This window comes from Chloroflexota bacterium, from assembly GCA_020850535.1.
Lineage (GTDB): Bacteria > Chloroflexota > UBA6077 > UBA6077 > JACCZL01 > JADZEM01.
In genome coordinates this window covers 1-24,930 of record JADZEM010000179.1, presented here as the reverse complement: position 1 = coordinate 24,930, position 24,930 = coordinate 1, and the positions used below count along the sequence as shown (strand labels likewise).

17 protein-coding genes and 1 pseudogene are annotated in these 24,930 nt (G+C 70.1%); 10 read left to right on the top strand and 8 right to left on the bottom strand.

From position 1 onward, the window contains the following. Nucleotides 1-301 precede the first annotated feature (301 nt). The 4 genes from IT306_25655 to IT306_25640 all read left to right on the top strand — a co-directional run bounded on the left by IT306_25655 (nucleotide 302) and on the right by IT306_25640 (nucleotide 4,238). Complete coding sequence (locus IT306_25655) at nucleotides 302-1,021, top strand: ribonuclease activity regulator RraA (protein MCC7371829.1); 720 nt, start codon at nucleotides 302-304, stop codon at nucleotides 1,019-1,021. Between the two features lie 3 nt (nucleotides 1,022-1,024). Beyond that, nucleotides 1,025-1,879 (top strand): amidohydrolase, encoded by an 855-nt coding sequence (locus IT306_25650; protein ID MCC7371828.1) that lies wholly within the window; start codon nucleotides 1,025-1,027, stop codon nucleotides 1,877-1,879. 281 nt (nucleotides 1,880-2,160) lie between these two features. After that, nucleotides 2,161-2,511 carry a winged helix-turn-helix transcriptional regulator gene (locus IT306_25645; protein ID MCC7371827.1) on the top strand — a complete coding sequence of 117 codons (351 nt, stop codon included), beginning with the start codon at nucleotides 2,161-2,163 and terminating at the stop codon, nucleotides 2,509-2,511. A 38-nt stretch (nucleotides 2,512-2,549) separates the two neighbouring features. After that, nucleotides 2,550-4,238, top strand: coding sequence for a SulP family inorganic anion transporter (locus IT306_25640; GenBank protein ID MCC7371826.1), 1,689 nt, complete (start codon nucleotides 2,550-2,552; stop codon nucleotides 4,236-4,238). Nucleotides 4,239-4,308: 70 nt separating this feature from the next. On the opposite strand, the gene IT306_25635 is transcribed toward IT306_25640, so the two are convergent. Both IT306_25635 and IT306_25630 read right to left on the bottom strand, forming a co-directional pair. Next, nucleotides 4,309-6,597 carry a TRAP transporter fused permease subunit gene (locus IT306_25635; protein ID MCC7371825.1) on the bottom strand — a complete coding sequence of 763 codons (2,289 nt, stop codon included), beginning with the start codon at nucleotides 6,595-6,597 and terminating at the stop codon, nucleotides 4,309-4,311. A 112-nt stretch (nucleotides 6,598-6,709) separates the two neighbouring features. After that, complete coding sequence (locus tag IT306_25630) at nucleotides 6,710-7,948, bottom strand: TAXI family TRAP transporter solute-binding subunit (protein MCC7371824.1); 1,239 nt, start codon at nucleotides 7,946-7,948, stop codon at nucleotides 6,710-6,712. Nucleotides 7,949-8,172: 224 nt separating this feature from the next. Here IT306_25630 and IT306_25625 point away from each other — a divergent pair, with 224 nt between their 5' ends. Next, the gene (locus IT306_25625; GenBank protein MCC7371823.1) at nucleotides 8,173-9,354 is read left to right on the top strand and encodes an acyl-CoA dehydrogenase family protein; all 1,182 of its coding nucleotides are present in this window, start codon (nucleotides 8,173-8,175) and stop codon (nucleotides 9,352-9,354) included. 46 nt (nucleotides 9,355-9,400) lie between these two features. On the opposite strand, the gene IT306_25620 is transcribed toward IT306_25625, so the two are convergent. The 4 genes from IT306_25620 to IT306_25605 all read right to left on the bottom strand — a co-directional run bounded on the left by IT306_25620 (nucleotide 9,401) and on the right by IT306_25605 (nucleotide 12,770). After that, entirely contained in the window at nucleotides 9,401-9,598 is a 198-nt protein-coding gene (locus IT306_25620) for a hypothetical protein (protein MCC7371822.1), read from the bottom strand. Between the two features lie 72 nt (nucleotides 9,599-9,670). Next, nucleotides 9,671-10,408 (bottom strand): glutaminyl-peptide cyclotransferase, encoded by a 738-nt coding sequence (locus IT306_25615; protein MCC7371821.1) that lies wholly within the window; start codon nucleotides 10,406-10,408, stop codon nucleotides 9,671-9,673. 205 nt (nucleotides 10,409-10,613) lie between these two features. Beyond that, nucleotides 10,614-10,868 carry a hypothetical protein gene (locus tag IT306_25610; protein ID MCC7371820.1) on the bottom strand — a complete coding sequence of 85 codons (255 nt, stop codon included), beginning with the start codon at nucleotides 10,866-10,868 and terminating at the stop codon, nucleotides 10,614-10,616. Between the two features lie 156 nt (nucleotides 10,869-11,024). Beyond that, nucleotides 11,025-12,770 carry a glycosyltransferase family 39 protein gene (locus IT306_25605; protein ID MCC7371819.1) on the bottom strand — a complete coding sequence of 582 codons (1,746 nt, stop codon included), beginning with the start codon at nucleotides 12,768-12,770 and terminating at the stop codon, nucleotides 11,025-11,027. Between the two features lie 439 nt (nucleotides 12,771-13,209). Between IT306_25605 and IT306_25600 the strand changes: the two genes are divergently transcribed. The 5 genes from IT306_25600 (at nucleotide 13,210) to IT306_25580 (ending at nucleotide 18,625) form a co-directional block, all read left to right on the top strand. After that, the gene (locus IT306_25600) at nucleotides 13,210-14,706 is read left to right on the top strand and encodes a PAS domain-containing protein (protein ID MCC7371818.1); all 1,497 of its coding nucleotides are present in this window, start codon (nucleotides 13,210-13,212) and stop codon (nucleotides 14,704-14,706) included. Between the two features lie 396 nt (nucleotides 14,707-15,102). Then, nucleotides 15,103-16,953, top strand: coding sequence for a hypothetical protein (locus IT306_25595; GenBank protein MCC7371817.1), 1,851 nt, complete (start codon nucleotides 15,103-15,105; stop codon nucleotides 16,951-16,953). Between the two features lie 132 nt (nucleotides 16,954-17,085). Next, nucleotides 17,086-17,364 (top strand): hypothetical protein, encoded by a 279-nt coding sequence (locus tag IT306_25590; protein ID MCC7371816.1) that lies wholly within the window; start codon nucleotides 17,086-17,088, stop codon nucleotides 17,362-17,364. Nucleotides 17,365-17,428: 64 nt separating this feature from the next. Beyond that, nucleotides 17,429-18,061: a LysE family transporter gene (locus IT306_25585; protein MCC7371815.1), complete on the top strand. Its 633-nt coding sequence runs from the start codon at nucleotides 17,429-17,431 to the stop codon at nucleotides 18,059-18,061. 30 nt (nucleotides 18,062-18,091) lie between these two features. Then, the gene (locus IT306_25580; protein MCC7371814.1) at nucleotides 18,092-18,625 is read left to right on the top strand and encodes a GNAT family N-acetyltransferase; all 534 of its coding nucleotides are present in this window, start codon (nucleotides 18,092-18,094) and stop codon (nucleotides 18,623-18,625) included. A gap of 2,214 nt (nucleotides 18,626-20,839) precedes the next feature. Here the strand turns inward: IT306_25580 and IT306_25575 are convergent. Continuing rightward, nucleotides 20,840-23,779 (bottom strand): annotated as a pseudogene (locus tag IT306_25575) (DEAD/DEAH box helicase). Between the two features lie 165 nt (nucleotides 23,780-23,944). After that, nucleotides 23,945-24,379: a VOC family protein gene (locus tag IT306_25570; protein MCC7371813.1), complete on the bottom strand. Its 435-nt coding sequence runs from the start codon at nucleotides 24,377-24,379 to the stop codon at nucleotides 23,945-23,947. Nucleotides 24,380-24,930: the final 551 nt, after the last annotated feature.

The window sequence follows — 24,930 nt, the reverse complement described above, 5'->3', positions numbered from 1 at the left end:
TCGTATGTTGAGCGCGTCGTGCCGCCGCGTCGGGGCTTGAAAGCCCCGCCTACCATCCTGCAGTCGCTGCGCGACGCTCCAGTCGCACCAGTGCCGGCCGTTCCCGGCGGCCGTCGCGCAGCGACGGCGTGCGTGTAGGCGGGGACTTCAGTCCCCGACCGCCCGTTCCATGATGCTTCGGGTACACCGATGAACATGCAATCGCCCTGAGGGGCGAGTGCTGACGTCGCCTCGCTATCCGTGAGCGTGCGTACTAGACTCTCCCAGGCGTGCCGACGACGGCGCGCGTGGGAGAACGACGATGAGCCAGCCAGCCGCCGACGACGCGCTGCGTCAGACGCTCCTTCAGGTCACGACGGCCACCGCATCGGCCATGCTGTTCAGGCGGGGCTACCCGTTCACCTTCATGCTCGGCGCGAACCCGATCCAGCGGGGCGCGAAGGTCTGTGGACGCGCCGTCACCCTCCGCTTCGGGCCGGGCCGCCCGGATCTCGCCGTCTCTGAAGAGGACCGCAACACCAAAGACCCGATGTGGGTCGCCATCGAGAACCTCGGGCCGGGCGATGTCCTCGTCATGGACTGCGGCGGCAACCAGAGCGGCGCGACGACTGGCGACATCCTGGCGGCCCGCATCAAGTATCGGGGCGCCCTCGGCGTGGTGTGCGACGGCGCGATCCGCGACGCCGCCCAGATCCGCGAGCTGGTGGGCCTGCCCGCCTGGAGCCTCGGCGTGCAGGGACTGGGGTTCACACCGAACCTGGTCAGCATCGACTGGAACGTGCCGATCCGCTGCTTCGGCACCACGGTGATCCCCGGCGACTACATCCTGGCCGACGACGACGGCGCGGTCGTGATCCCGGCCCACCTGGCGCAGGAGATCGCGGACGTGGCCTCCGAGCAGGAGCACAAGGAGACGTTCATCCGGGGCCTCGTGCAGGAGGGCGTGCCGGTCAGCGAGTGCTACCCGCCGAACCCGGCCACGCTGGAGAAGTACTACGCCTGGAAGAAGGCTGGGAACTAGCGTATGACCGTCACCGACGCTCAGTTGCACGTCTGGGAGGCTGACCGCCCGGACCGGCCCTGGAATCGCCCGCACCAGCCGCAGTTGCCGGAGCCGTTCACCTACGAGCGTGCCCTGGCGATGCTCGACGAGCACGGCGTAGACCGAGCCGTCCTGGTGCCACCGCTGGTGAGCGGCTTCAACAACGACACGGCCAACGCCTACGCCCTGGACGCGGCGGCGGCTCACCCCGACCGCTTCGTGGTGATGGGGCGCTTCGATCCGCGCCCGGCCGATGCCCGCGAGCGGCTGGAGCACTGGCTCGATCAGCCGGGCATGCGTGGAATCCGCCTCTCGCTGGAAGGCCCGCCCGCGCCGCGGCTGCTCGAAGAGGGGCTGCTGGAGTGGGCCTGGCCGATCTGCGAGCGGCTCGGGATCGCCGTCTACTTCCTGCGGCCGGGCCAGCCCGAGCAGATCGCCGAGGTCGCCGCGCGGTTCCCCGGTTTGCGGATCGTCGCGAACCACCTGTCGCTGGGCGGCGAGCGCAGCCCGGAGCTGCTGGCGGCGCACATCGACAAGCTGGCCTCGCTGGTTCCGCACGCCAACGTGGCGGTGACGATCTCGTCGCTGCCGATGTCCTCGAACGAGGACTACCCGTACGCCGACCTCCACGACTCGGTCCGCCGCGTGTTCGAGCTGTTCGGGACGGCCCGGCTGGCCTGGGCCACGGATTACACGGCGGCGCGGGGCCGGCTCGGGGAGGCGGTCACCTACACGAAGCTGCGCGACTTCGTGGAGGTCGCCGTGCCGGGCCTGTCGGCCAGCGAGCGCGCGGACCTGTTCGGCGGGACGGTCAGCCGCTGGCTGAACTGGGAGTGACCGGCAGCCCGTAGCTCGCAACGCCGCTCAATCTGGCGCCCGCGGCGCTCCCGTACCACGAGCGTCAGCGAGTGGACCCGCATGGCGACGGTCCGACTCGCCGACGCTCGCGGTGCGGATGGCGTCCTCTTTGCACGGCATCGGCCCGTGGCTTGTGGCGGGTTTTGATTGCAGGGATGGCGTTGCCTGCAGTCAAGAACCCGCACTTTCTTTCGCATTGCGGCCTCGCCGATCCGTGCCTATGATCATCTCTAGATTTTCATAGATGCGGAGGTGTCTCTATGAGCGAGGCGCTTCGGGTGTACAAGGCCGAGCTTTTCAAGGCGCTCGGCCACCCCACGCGGATCCGCATTCTGGAGCTGCTCCGCGAGGGGGAGTCCAGCGTGTCGGACCTCCAGGCCAGCCTCGACGTCGAGGCGTCGGTCGTCTCCCAGCAACTGGCGGTGCTCCGCGCTCGGCGCATCGTCCAGACCCGCAAGGTCGGCAGCAACGTCTACTACCGCGTGCGCGATCCCCAGGTCTGGCAGATCCTCGACGCGGGACGGGAGTTGTTCGTCAGCAATCTTGCCGAGCTTCGCGCCAGCCTCGACGAGGATGAGACGGCCGCCCGGCTGGCGCGGGGGGCAGAGTGAGCGACGCCATACTGTCCGCGACGCAGCGGGAGCCCGGGCTGCTCGGCCTGCTGCGTCGCGAGTTCAAGGGTTACAACGCGGGTATCTTTCAGGCGGACCTGATTGCCGGGCTCACCGTGGCCGCCGTGGCGTTGCCGTTGGCGCTGGCGTTCGGCGTGGTCTCGGGGGCGGACGCGGCCTCCGGCCTGGTGACGGCGATCCTGGCCGGCCTGCTGATCGGCGGCCTTGGTGGCGGCCCCTACCAGATCTCTGGCCCGACCGGCGCGATGTCCGCCGTCCTGCTGGTCATCGCTGCGAAGCACGGGATGCCGGGCGTCTGGGTCGCGGGGGTCATGGCCGGCATCCTGATCCTCCTGATGGCGATCTTCAAGCTTGGACGGATCATCTCGTTCATTCCGTCGCCGGTCATCGTCGGGTTCACCTCGGGGATCGCCGTCATCATCGGCGTCGGCCAGTTCCCGAACGTGTTCGGCACGGCTGAGGGCGGCAGCGAGGGCGTCACGGCGATCCTGGCCGGCTACGTCGTGCACGGGCTGCACCCGGACATCCGGACCGTGACGCTGGCCGGCGTGGTGGCCGCGTCGATGGTGATCCTGCCGAAGCTGTTCCCGCGTCTGCCGGCCTCGCTGGTGGGTATCGCGCTGGCGACGGTGCTGGCGCAGGCGCTCGGCTGGACCGTGCCGATCATCGGCGAGATCCCCCGCACGATCCTGCTCGACCACCGGCTGACGCCTGACTTGCTCACGCCGGGCATGATGCTCGACGTGACGACGGCCGCCGTCTCCATCGCGATTCTCGGCGCCGTCGAATCGCTGCTGTGCGGGGCCGTGGCCGGCAACATGACGGGCATCCGGATGGACAACCGCATCGAGCTGTACGCGCAGGCGCTCGGGAACATCGTCATCCCGTTCTTCGGTGGCGTGCCGTCCACGGCGGCTATCGCCAGGACGAGTGTCGGCATCAAGAGCGGCGGGCGCACCCGCATGGTGAGCATCATCCACAGCGTCGCGCTGCTGGTCTCGGCGCTGGTGGCCGCCCCGCTGATCGCCGAGATCCCGCTGGCGGCGCTCGGCGGCGTGCTGGTGGTCACGGCTGTGCGGATGAACGAGTGGGAGGCGATTCGCTTCTTCGTCCATCGTCGGCTGTGGCACGCACTCGCCGCGATGGTGGTGACGCTGCTGGCGACGGTTGTGCTCGATCTGACTCAGGCGATCATCCTCGGCATCGGCGTCTCGGCCGTGCTGTTCCTGCGGCAGGCCAGTGCCATCGTCGTCTCACATCAGCCGGTCGACGTCGAGCGGCTGGTGGACTACCCGGTCGACCCTTCAGACCACGATCACACCGGCACCCGCGTGGTGTACGTGACCGGACCGCTCTTCTTCGCCAGCGTCTCGGCGTTCCTGGACGCCATCGAGGGCGTGGCCTCGTCAGACCACCTGATCCTCTCGCTGCGCGGCATGCCGACTATCGACCACATGGGTGTCGAGGCGATCCGCGAGGTCATCGAGCGGCAGCGCCACGGTGGTGGCGACGTGCAACTGGCCGGGCTTCAGCCGTCCGTCCGCGACGAGCTTGAGCGGTCTGGCGTGCTGGCCTACCTGGGCGAGGACCGCATCCACTGGAGCGCCGACAAGGCGATCCTGGCCGCCGCGACGACTTCCCGTGACCAGACTGAGGCCGAGATCGAGGAAGACGACTTGCGAATGCTGAGCGCGACGGCCGGGTAGGTGGGCGAAAGGCCCTCGCCACCCCTCTCCCGCGCACAGGGAGAGGGGTCGGGGGTGAGGGCCTCCCCGTCTACCCTACTGCCAGCGCGCCCGCCGAGCGGACGCGCAGCAGGTGGACGCCGGCTCCAGCCGCCAACAGCGCCACCCCGGCGATGTCTGACCAGGGGTTGGCGTAGAGCAGGGCCAGCCCGGCCAGCCCCATGATGATCCGCTCGGGCATCTCGGCCCGGCGGATCATCCAGCCGCCGAACGTCACGGCCAGCGCCGCCACCGCGATGCAGGCCGTCCCGAACGTCCAGATAGTCGTCAGCACGTCCGCCGAGAGCACCTTGCCATCGCCCAGCAGCAGCAGGGTCGCGCCCTCGGCGTTCAGCGTGAACATGAACGGCACCAGGAAGGCCGGCATGCAGTACTTCCAGGAGAGCATCATCGTGCGGAACGGGTTGCCGCCGGTGATGGCCGAGGCCGCGAACGGCGAGAGGGCTGTCGGCGGCGACACGTCCGAGAGGACGGCGTAGTAGAAGATGAACATGTGCGCCGCCGGCTCCGGCACGCCGATGTCGCGCAGGGCCGGCACGATCATCACCGCCGCGATGATGTATGAGGCCGTCACGGGGACCGCCAGCCCGAGGATCCAGACGGCCACCGCTGCGTAGGTCACCGTCAACAGCGGGACGCCGCCGGACAGGTTGACGATCACGCCGCTGATCTTCAGTCCCAGGCCCGTGAGCGTCACCACCGAGACGATCACGCCGGCCGTGGCCGTGGTGGCCGCCACCGAGAGCGCCCCGCGCCCGCCCGACTCCAGCGCGTGCAGGAAGCGTCGGTCAGCCTCCGGATCGTTGGCGAGGCCCGGCAGCGCCAGCGAGACGCCGAGCGCCCGCAGCGCGGTGACCGCACCGGCGAGGGCCGCCGTCAGCATCATGCCCCAGAAGGCTGCCCGGCTCAGCTCCGAGCCGAGCGCCAGCAGTACGACGGCCGCGACCGCGCCGATCAGCAGCGCGCCCACCGAGGTCAGGCGCGTCTCTGGGCGCAGGAAGCTCAGCGCGAAGGCGATGGCGATGGACCAGAACACCGCCATGAACGGCGACAGCCCGACGGCCATCAGGATCGCCACGGCGAAGAGCGACGAGAAGTGGTAACCGAACTTCGCCGTCAGTTCGAGCAGCGGCGGCGTCTCGATGTCGACGGCCTGCGTGTTGAGCCGACGCGAGTCGGCCTCGATCATCAGCATGCACGACAGGTAGTAGAGGACCGTCGGGATCGAGGCCATGACCAGGACGTCAAGGTAGGAGATGTCCAGGTACTCGGCGATCAGGAACGCCGCTGCCCCGAGCGTGGGCGGCGAGAGGATCGCGCCGAGGCCGGACGCCGCCAGGATGCCGCCGGCCGTGTCACGGTCGTAGCCGGCCTTGCGGAGCATCGGCCAGGCCAGCGAGCCGAGGGTGACCGTCGTCGCCACGCCGCTGCCGGAGACGGTCCCCAGCAGGAACCCGGCCGCCGTGGCCGTGCGGCCAGCGCCGGCCCCGCTCCGCGAGCGCCCGAGCGCCGCGAACGACCAGTCCAGGAAGAACTTGCCGGCGCCGCTGTACTCCAGCACCGCGCCGTAGATCGTGAACAGGATGATGAAGGTGGCCGCCACGTCCAGCGGCACGCCGAACACGCCTTCCAGCGTCAGGTAGTTCTGCCCGACGATCCGGTGGACCGGGTAGCCGCGATGGTCGAGCGGCTCCGGCATGTACGGCCCGAGGTAGGCGTAGATCAGGAAGAGGACGGCGGTGATCGGCAGCGGCCAGCCCGTCGAGCGGCGGGTGGACTCCAACACCAGCAGGATCATCAGGATGCCCATCACCACCTCGGTGATGGTGGGGTTGACGATCCGCTGGAGCGCCGCCTCGTAGTTCACGATCAGGTAGGCCAGGCTGATGACCGACAGGATCGCCAGCAGCACGTCGTACCAGGGGACGGTGGCCTGCCGGCGGGTCTTGAGCGCGTAGCCGATGACCCCGGCCAGGATGACGGCCGTCATGCCGAGGGCGGTGGGCGAGAGCAGCTCGTCCAGGAAGCGAGCGCGCGCGGCGGCCTGCGGCACCGGCCAGTACAGCCCGACGAGGATCGCCCCGAGCAGGACGATCCCGCCGAACTCCAGCCAGCTACGCCGGCCGCGCAACGGGTAGACCAGGAACGAGAGCGCCAGGATCAGCAGGAGGAAGGTGGCGCGGTAGACGTGGGTGGAGATGCTGTACTGCGTCCAGTACAGCCCGTAGACCGAGATGCTGCCGGCCAGGATCGCGGCGATCCAGCGCCAGGGGCCGCTCACCGAGCGGGTCGACGATTCGGACTCGAACTGCTCGATGATCTCGGCAAGCTGCTCCTCGGTGAGCGGGGTCTCACTCCCGAGGAGCGCCTGCGCATCCTGGCGGGAGGCGTCATCGGATGCCCCCGACCTGCTGGCCGGCTGCCCTGTCACGTCACGGCCTCCAGACGCCCTTCTCCTGGAAGAACTTGATCGCGCCGGGGTGGTACGGGATCGAGGAGCCGGTGGCGGCCGTCTCCAGCTTGAGTGAGCGCGCCTCGGGGTGAATCTGCTGAACCTCGGTGAGGTTGTCGAAGATCGTCTTCAGCAGGTCGCCGACCTGATCCTGGTTCATGCTGGCGTTGACGAACAGGATGTTCCCGATGCCGATGCCCGGCACGTCGGCGTCAAGGCCGGCGTAGGTCGCCCTGGGCAGCAGGAAGCTGGCGTACTGGGGACCGTACTGCTCGGTCAGCTTCGGGATGTACTGGTCGGCCTTGATGAACTTGACCTTGAGGTTTGGCGTGGTCACCAGATCGGTGACGGCGGCCGTCGGCAGCCCGCCGATCCAGAAGAACGCGTCGATCTTGCGGTCCTTCATGGCCGAGACCGACTCGGCCACGCTCAGGGCGTCGCGGGTGATGTCCTTGCGCGGATCGAGCCCGGCCGCCTCCAGGATGCGGTCGGCCGCGCCCTCCGTCGAGCTGCCGGCCGAGCCAACCGAGATCCGCTTGCCCTTCATGTCCTCGACGGTGTTGATGCCGACGCCGTCGAGCGCCACGACGTGGATGAAGCTGACATAGAGGTTGGCGATGGTGCACGCCTGGATCTTGCCGGTGTCCTTGTAGGCGCCCGTGCCCATGATGGCATCGTAGGCCGAGTCCGCCGTCGACATGCCCACGTCGGCCTCGCCGGCGTGGATCAGCTTCATGTTGTCGACCGAGCCGCCCGTGACCTCGGCGGTCATCTCGGCGTTCGGCAGTTTGGCGGTGATGATGCGGGCCAGCCCGCCGCCGTACGGGAAGAAGACGCCGCCGGTGCCGCCCGTCCCGATGACCAGGCGGGCCTTGCCGGTCGGACGCGGCTTGTTGGCGTTGGCCGGGGTGCAGGCGCCAGGGTCCATCGCGGCGACCGGTTTGGCGGCAGCGGGCGCCGCGGCAGCAGCAGCGGCGGCCGGGGACGCCGCCGGCGAGGCCGAGGCTGGCGAGGCCGGCGAGGCTGAGACCGCCGCCGGGGATGCCGCTGCCGCGGCCGGCGATGCAGCGGCGGCCGGCGACGCAGCGGCGGCTGGAGATGCAGCGGCGGCTGGAGATGCAGCGGCCGGGGCCGTCGTGGCGGCTGGCTTGGCGGGCGCGGCGGTGGGGGCTGCCGTCCCGCCGCCCTGGCACGCTGCCAGGAGCAGTGATGCGAGCATGACGAGCGTCAGTAGTCGGCGCACGGAAGGTCATCCTCCTCCACGATATCGGCGTCTGTCTGGGGTGCAGGCGTCGGCGCCCGAGTGCGCGATCCGCGAGTGACGGGTACGCTACCTTTCAAGGCACACGCTGTCAAGAGTGTGGCGACAGGTTCGTCAGAGCGGGCACGTGGCGACACACGGAGCAGGACATCGGGCGGCGATGCCCGACAGGAGGTCACGTCATGGACGATCTGACCGCGATCGACCGGTCGGAGATCGGGCTCACGGCGGAGCAGCGGGCGCTGCGGCGGGCCGTCCGCGAGTTCGCCCGGGCGGAGATCGCGCCGCAGGTGGACGCACTCGAACGGGCCGGCCGCTACCCCCGTGAGCTGGTTCGGGAGGTCGGGCGGCTCGGCTACCTCGGCTGCATGATCCCGCCAGAGTACGGCGGGGCCGGCCTGGACTACACCAGCTACGGCATCGTCTGTGAGGAGCTGGCCTGGGCAGACTGGGTCTGCGCCTCGACCGTCTCGATCCAGAACTCACTGGTGGGCGGCTCGCTGGTGCGCTTCGGGACTGAGGAGCAGAAGCGGCGCTACCTGCCCTTGCTGGCCTCTGGCGAGTGGCTGTCGTCGGCCTGCCTGACGGAGCCGCGGGGCGGCTCGGACCTGGCGTCCATCGAGACGCGCGCGGTGCGCGATGCCGAGGGCTACGTGCTGACCGGCGACAAGGTCTTTATCTCGCACGCCAACCACGCCAGTCTCTTCTTCGTGCTGGCAACGGTGGACCCGGGTCTCAAGCACAGGGGCGTCTGTGCGTTCCTGGTGGAGCGGGACACGCCGGGTATCTCGACCAGCCCGCTGGCGATGCACACGCTCCGGCGCGGCGACACGGCCCAGGTCCGCTTCGACGCGGTGCGGGTGCCGGCCAGCGCGCTGCTCGGCGGGGAGGGCAACGGTTTTCGGGTGGTCGGCTCGGCGCTGGACACCGGCCGCTTCTCGGTAGCGTCCCGGGCGGTCGGGCAGGCCCAGGCCTGCGTGGATGCGTCGCTGGCCTACGCCCGCCAGCGGACCCAGTTCGGCCAGGAGATCGGGCGGTTCCAGATGATCCAGGCGATGCTGGCGGATATGCTGGTGAGCGTGGAGGCGGCGCGGCTGCTCTGCCGACGGGTCGCGCAGCTCAAGGAGGCCGGCGTCGAGCGGGCCAGCTACGAGGCCAGCATGGCGAAGCTGTACGCCTCGGATATCTGCATGAACGTGGCCGATCGAGCGGTCCAGATCCACGGCGGCTACGGCCTGACCGAGGACTGCGCGGTGGGGCGCTACTTCCAGGAAGCAAAGGTCTTGCAGATCGGCGAGGGGACCAGCCAGTTGCAGCGCGTACTGATCGCGGAGTACGCGCTCGGCTACCGCAAGCAGCGCTGAAGCAACCTGATGGGGCCGTTCAGCGGCGACGAGCGCCAGAGCAGACTCAGGCGTCCTCGTACCAGAGCCGCAGCTTGCTCTCGCCGTCCACTGAGACGGTCTCATGCCGCACCGCCACGAACTGCCCGAGTCGCCCGACGTAGAAGGCGGACTGGCCCGGCAGCGGGTCTTCCTCTGGCGTGAAGCGGGCGCCGACCACGGGCAGCTGCGTCCCTGCCGGCCAGTCCGAGTAACGTTCGGCCATACGGTACCTCCGGCGGCTATTGTACGCGCTGCCAGCCAGCCGCGATGGTCAGGTTCGGCGATGGCGCGCCGCCTACGGCGCCCGGATCTCGAAAATCAGCGGCCAGCGCTTGCCGCTCACGAAGATCCGCTCCGTGTCAGGGTCGAAGGCGATGCCGTTCAGCACGTTCTCGCCGTCGCGCGGGCCCTGGAGCAAGCCTGCCATGTCGAGCGTGCCGACCACCTGCCCAGCGTTGGGATCGATCCGCACGATCGTGTCGGTGTGCCAGACGTTCGCCCAGACCTCGCCACGAATGTACTCCAGCTCGTTGATGCGCTGGAGCGGCCGGCCGTCGAGGGTCACCTTGACTGTGCGGGTCTGCTGGTACGTCTCCGGATCGAAGAAGAACAGGCTGTCACTGCCATCGCTGAGGATCAGCGACGTGCCGTCGTAGGTCAGGCCCCAGCCCTCCATCGGGTACGGGAACTCGCCCAGCAGCCCGAAGCTCTCGCGGTCGTAGACGAAGCCCTTCTTCGAGCGCCAGGTGAGCTGGATCAGCCGATCCCCGACCATCGCCAGCCCCTCGCCGAAGTGCTCCTTGCTGACCGGGACGGATTTGAGCACCTCGCCCGAGGGGAAGGCCACCCGCCGGAGCGTGGACTCGCCGTAGAGGCCGGTGCTCTCGTAGAAGCCGTTGTCGTACCAGACCAGCCCCTGCAAGAAGGCGGCGGGATCGTGCGGGTAGCTGCCGACCACCTCGTACTGGGTGGGGGCAGCGGCGACGGCGCTGCTCTGGGCGCGGACCGGCGCTCCGAGCGGTACGCCGACCAGCACAACGGCCGCCAGGAGCGCGCCAAGGACCGCGATCAGTCCCAGGCGACGGGGCGCGACGGTCCGACGGCTGCTGATGGTGTCCTCCTGGAGTGCGGCCCTCACCCCCAGCCCCACTCCGACACGGAGCGGGGAGCCGTAGGGCAGCTATCGTACAGAACGAGCGAGCGGGCGGCCGCGTTGCGACATGCGAGCCGGCCCCGACTCAGAAGCTGGAGGTCGCGACCGCCTCGCCGATCAGCATGACCGGGATGTCGTCGCGGACCACGTACAGGTACGCGCCGTCCTGGCGCACCAGCGCGGCCTGGATCGGCTCGGTCACAGGGTCGCCGTCGCGGTTCTTGAGTGAGCCGGCCGCGATGGCCGCGTTGACCTTCTGGACCGTGGCTTCGTCGGCGACGGTAAGCGGCTGGTGCGTCTCTGGGCACACCATGATCGCGACGAGCGAAGCGTCAACCATGCGCATCCTCCTGGGGGGCAGGGACGTGGTATCGGGACCGGCGCGGCGCGACGCCGACACCCGGCCTCAAGAGGAGTTGTACCGCCGGAGGTCGCCCGCCGGCACACTCACGGACCCACGCCCCCAAGACCTGAAACCCAGAACCTCAAACCACCGCTAGACGGCTTCCCCCGCGAAGAGCGGCAGCTCGTCGTCGTCCAGGCCGCGGTTCGGCGTCAGACTCTCGGCGCGGAACAGCATCAGGCTGCTGGCGTTGTCCTCGGCGTCGATCCAGTGGCCCAGCAGCGGGGTGAGCCGCATCGTCTCCTCGACCGTCGCCACGCTCGCCTCGTCCAGCACGATCAGCGCGCGGCTGGTGCGCGCACCCTCTGGCAGCAGCGGCTGGAGCGGGTTGGCGATCTGCGTCGGGACGCCGCTGGCGGCGAGCAGGTACTGGAGCGCCTCCAGGGTGTTGCCGCCCGCGCCCAGGCTCACGTGGGCCAGCCGCTCGTCGAGCAGCACGACCTCGTCGTAGCGGCGCTCCGCGAAGATCGCGTTCGGGATCAGCAGCAGGCCGGCGCTGGTCTGCCGCTCGGCGCTCTTCTCCTCGTAGTAGCTGCGCAGGCCGCCGAGCGGCGCGAGCACCAGCCCGCCGAGCACCATGCCGAGCGCCAGGCGCGGGAGGCTGCCCCGTCCCGTCACGATGGGCGCGAGCGCCCCCACCGCCACGGCAATCGCCACCATCCCGACCACCGCGACCGGCATCAGGTAGCGCCCGCTCAACAGCGGATCGGCGTCCGTGGCGATGTACGGCAGCACGACGAGGCACGACACCGCCACCAGCGGCAGCAGCGGCCGGCCGCGCAGGGCCAGCACCAGCGCGCCCAGCACCGCCAGCAGCACGAACGGCCACGCCAGCGGATCCGAGAGGACGTTCTCGGCCGGCGGGCGGCTGGTGAGCTGGCCGGCCAGCATCCGCCAGAGCGATACCAGGGCCGTCCCCACGGAGTCCAGGTACATCTCGCCGGAGGGACCGTGGTAGCGCTCGCCGGCCATCCAGGCTGCGAGGCCGCCCAGGCCACCCAGGCCATTGACTGTGCCGTGCCGCAGCCAGCCGGTGATGGTCCCGGCGTAGGCACCCAGGAAGCCGATCATCGCGACGGCAGCCCAGTGGCTGAGCATCAGCGCGCGGCCCCGCCACCAGCCGGCCAGCACCAGGCCCGGCAGGATCGCCATGACCAGCGGCGAGGTCTGGAGGGCCAGGCCGAAGAGGGTGCCTGAGGCCAGCAGCCAGCGGCCGTTCCGGGTGTTCAGCGCCCGCTCGACGGTGTAGAGCAGCGCGATGACCAGCAGCGGCGTGAAGCTCTCCGGGCGGGCCACGTGGCTGGTGACCACGATGTGCGCCGACGACGTGGCCAGCAGGCCGGCCGCCACGAGGCCCGCGAGACGCGGCATCAGGAACGCTTCCTCGATGCGACGCCGCCCGAGCGGCCGGCACAGCTCACGCGTCAGCACGTAGACGAGCGGAATCGTCAACGCTGCCTGCATCGCGGTGACAAGGCGCGGGACGTAGGGGCTGGGGCCGAAGACGGCCAGCGCGAGCGCCAGCAGCAATTCGTGGGCCGCCCCCACCGACGACGCGACCGATCCAGTCCAGAGCCCGGCCTGGGACCGCTCGAAGGCGTGGGCGAGCATCCCGGCATCGTCGCCGATGGCGGGGATCGTGCCCAGGTGCGGCGCGCGAATCCCCACGGCGAGCAGCCAGAGGGCAGTGAGCGCCAGTGCTTCGAGCCAGCCGGTCCGTGCGCGCAGCAGCAGCAGCATCGACCTGACAGCTTCGGCAGCGGAGGGCCGAACGGCGCCGAGGCGGATGCCGGGCGATGGACCAACAGGGCGGGGCAGACGGTAGTGATCGGCGGCCAACTGATGCCTCCCAGGTGGGGCCAGCCAGCGGCCCGCCGTGCGGACCGCGAGTCGACGGAGCGTCCTTCCGTCGGCGGTTGTCGAGGCGCGCGTGGGCGGCTTGTGGGGTCGCACCGCACGGGCTTCGTCAACCCTGGCGTGATCCAATACGGGCGGATGCGCCCCCGGATGCGCCATCGCAACGCCGCTGCAATGCCCGGCGATGCGTCCGTAGCGGCACTCGACAGAGGGGCCGCACGGGGGCATCACACGGGTCACAGGCGCACACCAACCGGGCCACAGCGCCGTCTACGACGGCCGGACGGCGCGCTGAGGTTACAAGGTGGCGTCAGGCCACATGACCGATGAAGATCCGTCACATGGGGCATGCGCGTCTGGGCTGCCCGCGCCGTTGAACCGGAGAGAATCTGCGATCCGGGCAAGGGAAACGGACGTCAGTATGCAACTGACCGGCCAGCGCCCCACTCCACGGGAGTGCGAGAGCCGCTTCGAAGCGGATGAGATCTTCTTCTCGACGACTGACCGCAAAGGCATCATCCGGTCGGGGAACGATGTCTTTGTGCGGGTGAGCGGCTATCCGCGAAACGAGCTGATCGGCCGACCACACAACCTGATCCGTCATCCAGACATGCCGCGTGTCGTGTTCAAGCTGTTGTGGGAGGAGATCCAGGCCGGCCGGCCCATCGCGGCGTACGTCAAGAACATGGCGAAGGACGGCTCGTACTACTGGGTTCTTGCGACGGTGGTCCCGTGCGCAGGTGGCTACCTGTCGGTTCGCATCAAGCCGGCCACTCCGCTGTTCGGCGTGGTGCAGGCGGTCTACCGCGACCTGCTGGCGGTCGAACAGGCCTATGAGGCGGCGCATCCGCGCCAGCGAGATGGGGCCATCGAGGCGAGCCGCGCGCGCCTCGGCGAGCACCTGGCCGGGGCCGGCTTTCCAACCTACCAGGCGTTCATCCGCGCGGCGCTGTTGGCCGAAGTGGCCCAGCGCGACACTCGCACCGGTGCGGCGAGGCAACTGCAGGTTGCCGTGCAGGCGCAACCGTCGTCGGTCCAGTGTTCTGCCAGCACGGCCACGGAGGCGCTCTACTCGTTCCTCCAGGGACTCGTCGCCCGGCTGGACACGTACGTCGGCCTGACTGAGGAGCTTCGGCACAAAGCCCAGTACACCCGGGATTTGAGCGACGACGTGCAGCTGTTCTCCCTGAACGCACTTATCGCCGCGACGCGGATGCAGCGCGAGGGCGCGGCGCTCGGAGCTGTCGCGGCGCTGATCCAGGCGCGCTCGGAGCAGAGCACGCCGCTCTTCCGGGAGTTGACGACGGGCGTGCTGGAGACCGCCGACCTGCTTCACGGCATGATGCTGCCCGTTGCTATCGCCAGCATCCAGGCCGAAGCATTGGCGTCCTACGTGCGCGAGCCGCAAGAGGCGGAGCAGGCGGCTCCGCTGGTCGCGGCGGATGTGCAGGTGCTCGCGGCCTGCCTGACCACGGCCATCGGCGATCTCGGCACGGCCATGCGCGATCTCGACGGGCGTCTCCGGGGGCTCAACGGGCAGACGGCGACGCTCCGACAATCGCTGGGGGTGATGCGCGCCCTGGAGCTGAACGGTCGCATCGAGGCCTCCCGGGTGCCGGACGCGCAAGGCGTCGTGACGCTCTTCCACACCATCGCCGAGAAGCTGGGCGGCGCAACCCATGAGCTGTCGGAGCTGGGGCAGGCGAGCCGCTTCTCGCTGGCCGCCGAGCTGGATGGCATCAAGCGAGCGGCGGCCCAGCTTGACGCCATCCGCAACTGCGCCTCGACGATGGCCGAGGGGGCCGCGCCCGATGCGCGCGCATCCACCGTCGTGCGCGCGCCCGCCCGGACGTACCTCCGCGATGTCTCGCTGGCGCCGCCGCCGGCTCGCGCAGGACTCGAGCGCGCGGCCAGCTAAACCAACGCGACGACGGCATTGGCAAGGCGCGCGTCCGAAGCTGCCGAGTCCCCGGACCTCTGGAGCGCCGTCGGATGTCGGTCGGGTGAGTGCCCCAACGCGGCAGCCCGCACAGCAGCGCGGCTGCGAATGCCGCCCACGCTTTCCATCCCTATTCTCATCGCGGGCACGTTCCCATCTTTGATGTACCTATCGATCACGGGCCAGCGGTGCGACGCCGCGGCCGGTGGTCTCGCCCCCAGAGGCACTTCTTTCCCAAAGCTTTTCCTGGGGGTATGACAGGCTTCCCATTCTCGTTCGATCATCACGGTAGCGTTATGGAGCAGGTTCATCGCCGCGCGATGCCGGCTCGGAAAACATGAAACAGAGGAAGACGAAGGGCAGGGCGTTCACATCATGAAGGTTCAGGATCGGTCGGCGTCGATCGCGCTCAGCCAGCAGTACCGGATCACCGAGCAGAATCTGGCGTTGCGTAAGCAACTGCTCGGTATCACCGAGCGTGACGTGAAGACGCTCCGCTCACTCGGACCCTGGGCGCGCCGCGTCGCTCCCTCGCTGCTGCGGGACTTCTACGAGCACCAGTTCTCCCACCCTGGCACGCGCGCCTTCTTCGAGGCGCAGGCGGTACGGATGGGGTTGCCGCTCCCGCAGCTCCGCGCCCACCTGGAGAAGGCGCAGGTGGCCTTCTTCATCCGGATCTTCGCCGAGGCCGAGCAGGGCGGCCAGTACGGCGTGCCGTTCTTCGAGGAGCGCCTGAAGATCGGCAAGCTGCACAACGTCATCAACCTGCCGCTCAAGTGGTACGTCGCCAGCTACGGCGTCTACACGGCGCTGGTGCGAAAGTACCTGTACCGGAGCTTCATGCTCCGTCCGGATGTGATCGTCCGGGGCGAGCGTGCGATCCAGCTCATCTTCAACTACGACATGCAGGCCGTCTGCGATGCCTTCTTCTACGACTACCTGCAGTCCGTCGGTCTCGATCTGACCTCCGTGCGGGTGGACAGTGCCGAGGAAGACCTGTCCGAGCACTACGATGCGCTCAAGACCACCGTCCGTGAAGCGATCTCAGGGGCGACGCAGGCCAGCGGCACCATCGTGTCGGTCAGTGGTGAGTTGTTCCAGGCCACCGCCGGCACGGCCGGCGCGGTGCAGCATGTCACCGATGCGATGCAGGCCCTGGCGGCCGGGGCGAACGACAATGCCCGGAACGCGCAGGAATCCTCCGAGTCGATGCGGCAGCTCGCGGCCGTCATCGAGAGCATCGCGCAGAGCGCCAATCACCAGGCCGATCAGGTGCGGACCGTTACCGACATCGCGGAGCGGATGGCGTCGAGCGTCGAGCAGGTGGCGCGCGACGGGGCCGAGCTGGAGCGTGTCGGCGAGACGACCCGTGAGCTTGCAGAGCGCGGGGCTGGGGCCGTCCGTGAGACGGTGGCTGGCATCGCGCAGCTCAAGTCGGTCGTCGGGGCAGCGGCGCAGCGCGTCGAGCAGCTCGGGAAGCTCGGGGAGCGGATCGGGGCGGTGGTCGAGACTATCGACGACATCGCCGAGCAGACCAATCTCCTGGCCCTGAACGCCGCCATCGAGGCGGCCCGGGCCGGCGAGCACGGCAGAGGATTCGCGGTGGTGGCTGACGAGGTCCGCAAGCTGGCCGAACGCAGCCAGCGGGAGACGCGGGCCATCGCCGACCTGATCCGCGAGGTGCAGACGGGCACGCGTGAAGCCGTCGCCGCGATGGAGGCTGGCTCTGACCAGGTCGAGAACGGCGCGGTCCAGGCCGACCAGGCAGGTGAGGCGCTCTCACAGATCCTCTCCTCGGTTCAGATGACGGTGGCCCGGGTGGCCGGCATCGCGAATGTGACCCAGGAGATGACGGCCGGCGCGCGTGGCGTGGTTGAAGCGATGAACGAGATGCGCGCCATCGTGCAGGACAACGGCGCGGCCACGGAAGAGATGGCCGCCCAGGCAGAACACGTTATGCACGTCATCGAGTCGTTTGCAGCGGTCACCGAGGAGAGCAGCGCGATGACCGAGCAGATCTCGGCGTCGGCCGAAGCGGTGATGGCCCAGGTCGAGGAGACCAACGCCCAGGCCAGCGTCCTGTCCTCGACGGCCGAGCAGTTGCAGGATCGGGTGGCCGTGTTCCGCCTGGAAGAGGGCGCGGTCACCCCACCGGCCCACCGAGGGGCAGCGCAGCGGCCAGCAGCCGCGCCAGCCGCCGTGCCAGCCGCGCGCAAGGCGAGCTAGCGGAGAGGGCCGACGCCCGTCGGCCAGGAACGCCGAGTGGCCGGGGCGATCACGCCCCGGCCACTCGGCGTTCCTGGCAAGAACAGATCCGTGCGCCGCGCTCTTGCGTTGTACAGGGGAGTGGGCATCTCGGTGGGTGGGGATCTGGGCGTTGAGCAGCAGGCCAGGCGGATCGGCACGGGCGAGACGTCGGCGGCTGCTCGCGCTCGTCTCCAGCGCATCCTGAGCCGGTGGCTCATGCGCGCACTGACCTTCTCCCGTCGGCAGTGGCTGGCGCTGGCGCTCAGCGTGCCATGCGCGGCGGTCGGTGGCTGGCTGGCGGCTGCTGACGCCAGGACGGAACGACGGGTGCCGGGCGTGGCGCAGCAGCCGGCCGCCTCGCCAGACGCTCTGGCGCCCCTGCTGGCGTAGCGCGCGGGTCAGCGCGTGCTCGGGGGTGGGCCCGCGGGCGCGCCCGGCGGATACACTGGCGCTCATGCTGTTGCCGGTATCGCTCAGTTTCCTGCTGCTCGGGGCGGGCATCGGGTTCGTGGCGGGCGTGACGCCCGGCCCGATCCTGACGCTGGTCGTCGCCGAGACGTTCCGAGGCGGCTGGTCTCGCGGGGCGGCGGTCGCGGCCGGCCCGCTCCTGGCTGACGGACCCATCGTCGTCGTCGCCGTGTTCGTGCTGGCGCAGCTGCCGCCCGAGGTGGTGCGCGGGCTGTCGCTGGTGGGGGGCGGTTTCCTGTGCTACCTCGCCGTCACCACCTACCTGAACAGCCGGCGGGCGCAACTCGGGGCGGGCCACGGACGGCGTGTTGGTGGCGGCTGGCTCCAGGGGTGGCTGGCGCGGATGCTCACGCCGAACGCGTACCTGTTCTGGTTCCTGGTCGGCGCGCCGCTGCTGGTTCAAGCGTTTGAAGCGGACTGGCTGGCCGTGCCGGCGTTCTTGCTCGGGTACTACCTGACCATCGTCGGCTCGAACGTGGTGCTGGCGCTGGCGCTGCATCGGTGGGTCACGCTGTTCTCGGAGCGCGTCTACCGGCGGCTGCTGTTGTGCGCCGCCGTGGTGCTGGCGGCGTATGGCGTGGGGATGTTCGGGCGGGGCGTCTCGCCGCCCGATCGCTGACGTCCTGATCGTCCACAAAGGGGAAGGTCGATGCTGCCGCGTGTTGTCACGACTGAGCGACTCACACTGCGTGCGCCGGTGCTGACGGATGCCTACGCAATCTTCGACCGATACGGTCAGGATCCCGAGGTCACCCGCTACCTGATCTGGCGTCCGCATCGGACCGTCGAGGAGACGCGGGCCTTCGTGCAGGGATGCATCGACGCCTGGGACGGTTGGCAGCGCTTCCCATGGGTCATCACGCTGACGGCAGACGGCCAGGTGCTCGGTATGCTCGATGCGCGCTTTGAGACAGCCTTCAGAGTCGCGGTTGGGTACGTGCTGGCGCGCGCGTTCTGGGGCAAGGGGTACATGCCTGAGGCGTTGCGGGCGGTGATCGACCTGATCTGGCAGCGGCCGGAGGTGTACCGCGTCTGGGCCATCTGCGATGTGGACAATCCGGCGTCGGCGCGGGCGATGGAGAAGGTCGGGATGGTCAGGGAAGGGACGCTCCGCCGGTACGTGCTGCACCCGAACGTGGGTGACGAGCCGCGAGATGCGCTCTGCTACGCCCGGACCCGCTGACGCTCACGTGGCGGCTGAGGTGCCGTCGGCCAGGTGTGGCAGCCAGGTGTGGCACTACGAGCCGTCGTCGCCGGAGGCGCGGCGGTGGGGAGTGCGGTCAGGGTAGGCCGTGCTCGGTTCACGAGTCGTCGGCGGGGCGTCGGTCGCTTCGTCGTCGTGGCCGTCGTGGGCCGAGATGCGGTCGGTCATCCGGAAGCCGGCCCCGAGGACGACGAAGCCGGCTGCCGTCAAGTACGACGCGAACCCGCTCTTGCTGGACGGTACGCCGTCGACCGTCGCCCAGCCGAGATGGACCCGGCCCGTCGCCACGGCCCAGCGCGCCACGGCTGCCGCCACCGCCCGCCCGACTGCCGAACGGGCCGGTTCGTCTGCCGGCAAGAAGGTGGTCACGTCGCGGTCGCTCCGCACGAACGCCGCCAGCATGCCGTCCACCAGGATCACGCGCGCCCCGGCGCTCCGCATCGGCTTCGGAGCGCTGGCGACGCCAGGGGCAGGCCACGGCAGCGCCGCGCCGTACGGGTTGGCCGGGTCGGTGGCTGCGAGCACCACGGCGGCCAGCCGGTCGGGATCGTCCTGGATGGCGCTCTCACGCAGGGCGCGCAACCGGTCCACCGCGCCGGCCTGGGCGAACTGCGCGCCGCCCAGGCCGGCCAGGAAGTAGCCGCGACGGAGCCGTCCGGCCTCCTCCAGCGAGGCCAGCACCGGGTACAACGCTGAGAAGCCGCCGGGCACGCCTTCGGAGATCACCGCCTGACGCGTCAGGATGCCGTGACGGTTGACCAGCAGCTCGGCCAGGGCGCGGGCGCGCTCGGTGGAGGAGACCGGCGAGGTGCCAGGAGCCTGGAGCCAGGAGTCAGGAGCAGATGGCTCGCGCTCGTGGGGGGCGAGGGCTGCACGGTCAAGCAGCCCGGGCGCGGCCCGCGGCATGACGAGGCTCCAGCGGCCCACGGCGCTCGGCGGGGCTTGCCGCCGCGACCGGAACGGCCCGCTCCGCCGCTTGCTGATGGCGCGGATGCTGGCGGCCCCGGACAGGTAGGCCCGGAGGGCGGCGGGGCTGTCGTTGGTGACGAGGCCGGCCCAGACCAGATCCCAGAGCGCATCCAGCACCATGCCGGACGGCCCGCCGGCCGCCGCTTGCAGCTCGGCAAAGAAGCTCGCGCCGGCTCGGGCGAGATGCCCGAGCAGCCGCCGGTGGTACTCGCCGTCCGGGCGCTCCGACTGCGGAAGCTGGAGCAGCGGCAGATCATCGGTCAGGTACAGGGCGATCTTGCCGTCGCGCTCCCCCAGCGAGCCTGCGCCGACCAGCACCACCTCGCCGGCCGCGCACAGCAAGTCGAGGTCACGCGGACGGTAGCGCGGCAGGCGAGCCGGCAGCACCTCGGTTTCGAGGACGCTGGCCGGGACTGCCGCGCCCTGCAACTGTTCGACGACGTCCAGCAGTCGGTCAGGGCCGCCCAGGCTGCTGCGCGGTGTCAGCGTGGTGGCGACGCCCTGCCACTCCACCAGCAGCCGACCGAGGGCGGCTGGCTCGGCTGGCTCGACCTGCTTGCGGAGCTTTGCCAGTGAGCGGCGGCGGGCCTGAGCCAGCACGTCGGCGTCGCACCACTCGCGGCCGGAGCCGCCCGGGCGGAACTCGCCTTCGAGCACCCGGCCGCGCGCTTCGAGGGTACTGAGGGCGGCCAGGATCGGGGCCTCGCCGGCGCCGTACCGACGCGCGATGTCTGTCGCATGGAACGGCGCATGGGTCCGTGCGTACCGAGCCACTACGTCTTGCAGGGCGGTGGGGACCGGCTCCAGGAAGGCGGCCGGGATGCCCGGCGGCGGCGACGCCCCGAAGGCATCGCGCAGGCGGCCGGCATCCTCGACGGCCGCGTACCGTTCCTCGCCGCCCAGGTGCAGGCGGATGACCCGTCGCTCGGCCTCAAGCTCGGCGAGCCAGGACCGAGGATTGACCTCAGCGCCAGGCATCCCCCTCACCCCCGACCCCTCTCCCTCAAGGGGAGAGGGGAGAGGAACGGCCTCCGTGTCTCCCCCGCTCCCGCGGACGGGCCCAGTGGCTCGACTGGGTCGTTGGGTGAGGGCCTTCTCGCCGCCCAGGATGAGCCCCATTCCGTCGATGCCTTCGCAGCGGGCGGCGATCTCCGTCAGCGTCAGATCGCCCAGGCGCAGCAGCAGGTCGTGGAGGCGGTCGGGGGAGCGGACCTTGTGGGTCACGCTCAGCCCCTGCAACGACAGCTCCAGCGCCTCCAGCACCTCGGCGTCGAGCAACTCGCGTAGCTCGGCGGCCCCGAGCAGCTCGCGGAGCTGGGCCTGATCGACGGCCAACGCCTGGGCGCGCCGCTCGGCCAGGGGGGCATCGCCGTCGTAGATGAAGTTGGCGACGTACCCGAACAGCAGCGAGGCCGCGAACGGCGACGGCGCTTCGGCGTCCACGGTGATCACCCGGAGATCGCGGCGCTGGAGGCGTCGGGCGAGGTCCGTCAGGGCCGGCAGGTCGAAGACATCCTGCAGGCACTCGCGGTAGGTTTCCAGGACGATGGGGAACGAGCCGAACTGCGAGGCCACGGCCAGCAGGTCGGCGGCGCGCTTGCGCTGCATCCAGAGCGGCGCGCGCTGACCCGGGCGATGACGCGGGATCAGCAAGGCGCGCCCGGCTGCCTCGCGGAAGCGGGCCGCGAACAGGGCCGACCCGCCAAGCTCGCGCACCACGAGGTCTTCGATCTCGTCGGGATCGGGCAGCAGGAGGCTGGTGTCAGGGACCGTGCCGCGATCCGGCAGCCGGACGACGATGCCGTCGTCGGTCCAGATCGTTTCGGCTTCGAGCCACTGCCCTGAGCTTGCCGATGGGTCGTCGGCGGCGCGCAGCTTCGCCTGGAGCGCCAGCGCCCAGGGGGCATGTACGCGCCCGCCCCACGGCGAGAGCAGGCAGAGCCGCCAGTCGCCCAGCTCGTCGCGCGAGCGCTCCACCACGATGGTACGGTCATCGGGGACGGCGTCGATGGCCGCCCGCTGATCCTCAAGATAGGCCAGCAGGTTGTCCGCCGCCCGCGGCTCCAGGCTGTGCTCGTGGATCAGCTTCGTGCGGGCGGCGGCGTGCGGCAGCGCCAGCAACTCGCGCGTCAACCGGCCGATGGCCCCGCCCAACTCGACCGGGCGGGTGGCCGAGTCGCCGCGCCAGAACGGCATCCGCCCCGGCTCGCCGGGAGCCGGCTCGACCAGGACACGGTCGCGGGTGATCTCCACCACCCGCCAGGAGGACGCCCCCAGCACGACGATGTCGCCCTGGCGGCTCTCGAACACCATCTCCTCGTCAAGCTCGCCGACGCGCCGGCCGGAGCGTGGACGTTTGACCGGCAGGGCATCCTCGTTCGCGCCCGGGCCGTCAGCGGGGAGCGACGCGTCGCCGGTCTGGGCCGCCCCGAGGCTCGGCTGGGCCGCGCCGTCTGCGCCCAGGTGTGGCGCAGCCGCGGCGTCTGCGCCCAGGCGTGGCGCAGCCGCGCCGTCTGCGCCCAGGCGTGGCGCAGCCGCGCCGTCTGCGAGAAACACGCCGTACAGTCCCCGGTCGGGGATGGTGCCGGCGTTGGAGACGACCAGCCGCTGCAATCCCTCGCGGGCGCGGACGGTCCCCTTGAGCCGGTCCCAGGTGATGCGCGGGCGCAACTCGGCCAGCTCGTCGGCGGGGTAGCGGCCGGAGAGCATGTCGAGGACGCCCTCCAACTGGCCGCGCGCCAGGGTGGTGAACGGCGCAGCCTGCCGCACCAGGGCGTACAGGTCGTCCACCCGCCACTCGCCGACCGCGCACATGGCGACGATCTGCTGGGTGAGCACGTCCAGCGGGTTGCGCGGCACGCGGGTCTCTTCGACGCGGCCCTCGGCCATGGCGCGGGTGATGGCGGCCGTCGAGAGGAGATCGCCGCGAAACTTCGGGAAGATGATGCCGCGAGAGACGCCCTCGACCTGATGCCCCGCCCGCCCGATCCGCTGCAGGCCGCTGGCGACCGATGGCGGCGTCTCGATCTGGATGACCAGATCGACGGCTCCCATGTCGATGCCCAGCTCCAGCGACGAGGTGGCGACCATGGCGGGAAGCTGCCCGGCTTTCAGCCGATCCTCGATGATGACGCGCTGCTCCCGCGCGATGGAGCCGTGGTGGGCCTGGGCGATCTCCTGGCCGGCCAGCTCGTTGATGGCGCCGGCCGTGCGCTCGGCCAGTCGGCGGCTGTTGACGAAGACGATGGTCGAGCGGTGGGCGCGGATCAGATCCAGCAGGCGCGGGTAGATCGCCGGCCAGATCGAGTTTCGGCGCAGGACGCTGGTGGCGCCCTCGGGGATCTCGCCCTGGGCGGGCTGCATCGCCTCGCCGAGCCGGGACATGTCCTCGACGGGCACCTCGACGCGGAGGTCGAAGCGCTTGCGGACGCCGGCATCCACGACGGAGACCGGCCGAACCTCGTCCTTCAGCGCCGGAGTGACCTCAGCCCCAAGCCCGCTGCGCGGTGCGACTATCGGCGGCGCAGTGGGCTGGGGGGTGAGGTCCACTCCGCCCAGGTAGCGGGCCACCTCGTCCAGCGGGCGCTGCGTGGCCGACAGCCCGACCCGCTGGAGCGGCCGGCCGGTCAGGTGCTGTAGGCGCTCCAGCGAGAGCGCGAGGTGCGCGCCACGCTTGGTGCTGGCGAGGGTGTGGATCTCGTCCACGATGACCAGATCGACAGAACGCAGCATCGCGCGGGCTTGCGACGTGAGGACAAGGTACAGCGACTCTGGCGTGGTGATGAGGATGTCCGGCGGGTTACGAAGCATACGGGCGCGCTCGCCGGCCTCGGTGTCGCCGGTCCGCAGCCCGACCGTCGGGACGTGGACCGGATCGCCTCGGCGCTCGGCGACGCGGGCGATGCCCACCAGCGGCGCGCGGAGGTTGCGCTCCACGTCGAAGGCCAGTGCTCGCAGCGGCGAGATGTAGAGCACCCGGCAGCGCTCGGCCCTGGGCGGGACCGGCGAGAACATCAGCCGGTCGATGGCGGCCAGGAATGCCGCCAGGGTCTTGCCCGAGCCGGTCGGGGCCAGGATCAGGGATGAGCGGCCGGCCACGATCTCCGGCCAGCCGAGCGCCTGGGCGCGTGTGGCGGACGGAAACGTCTCCCGCAGCCAGTCCATGACGGCCGGGTGGAACAGGTCCGGGAAGGTAGTGGGGTGCTGGGCGGGTGCTACGGCCACGGCTGATCCTGCCTGCTCGGGTCTGTGCGATCGTCTTGCACGCAGGATGCCGCGCCGCATTTCGCGGTGTCTATGCCGGAGCGCGTGTCCGGCATGACAACCGCGTCACGCTTGCTCGACGCCTTCCGTGCTGCTGGATCGTTGCGCCAGCACATCGACGTAGTGCTGGTTGAACATGACCCCCAGGATGTTGCCGAACGGGTCGATGACGGACGCCCCGACGAAGCCCTCCCCGAACTGCTGGGGTGGGTCCAACAGCGTTGCGCCGTGGGCCGTCAGCCGTTCGAGGGCGGCGTTGAGGTCGTCCACGGCCCAGTAGACCGTCGCGCCGGCCGGGTCTTTGCGCGGCTGGGCGCCCGGCTCGGCGCGTGAGTACTTGCGGTTCAGGATGCCGAACTCGTGCTGGTAGTCCCCGAGCCGCCACTCGATGTACTCAGGACGCTGGAAGTATGGCTCGACGCCGAACAGTGCGCTATACCACGCCTTCGCCTCGTCCAGGTCGTCCGCGAGGTAGGCCACGGTGGTCAGGCCGCGAAGCATCGGTGTCCTCCTGGTGGGTGCGATCACCCTCCCGAACACCGTAGCAGGGGGCTCCTGACACCGTCCTGTCAGGAAATCCGCGCCGCCCAAGATCTCACCGAATCTCCCGGCCGTGAGCATGTCGCCCGGTGCTTGACCTTGCCGGGGCGCTCAGCGCGCGATGCGCCACCATCGCAGTTGGTGGGAGGCGCATGACTGAGACCGGCATTCGTACTTTCTATCGGATTGTACGGGAGAATCCTCCTGGGGAGTCGGACTTTCTTCCCTATTCGGCCCGCGGCGGCCCGACGCCGTCTGACCTGGAACTCCATCGGATGTGGCACGATATCTCCGTCTACGATTCATTTGATCGGGCGCGAAGTCAGGCGCGCAAGCATCCGGTGCTAGGGACGTACATCAGGGCGATGGCATGTTCATTGGTGTCCCCGAAGCATCAGGGAACGGGCGGTCGGGGACTGAAGTCCCCGCCTACAGTCACGCCGTCGCTGCGCGACGGCCGTCGGGAACGGCCGGCACTGGTGCGACTGGAGCGTCGCGCAGCGACTGCAGGA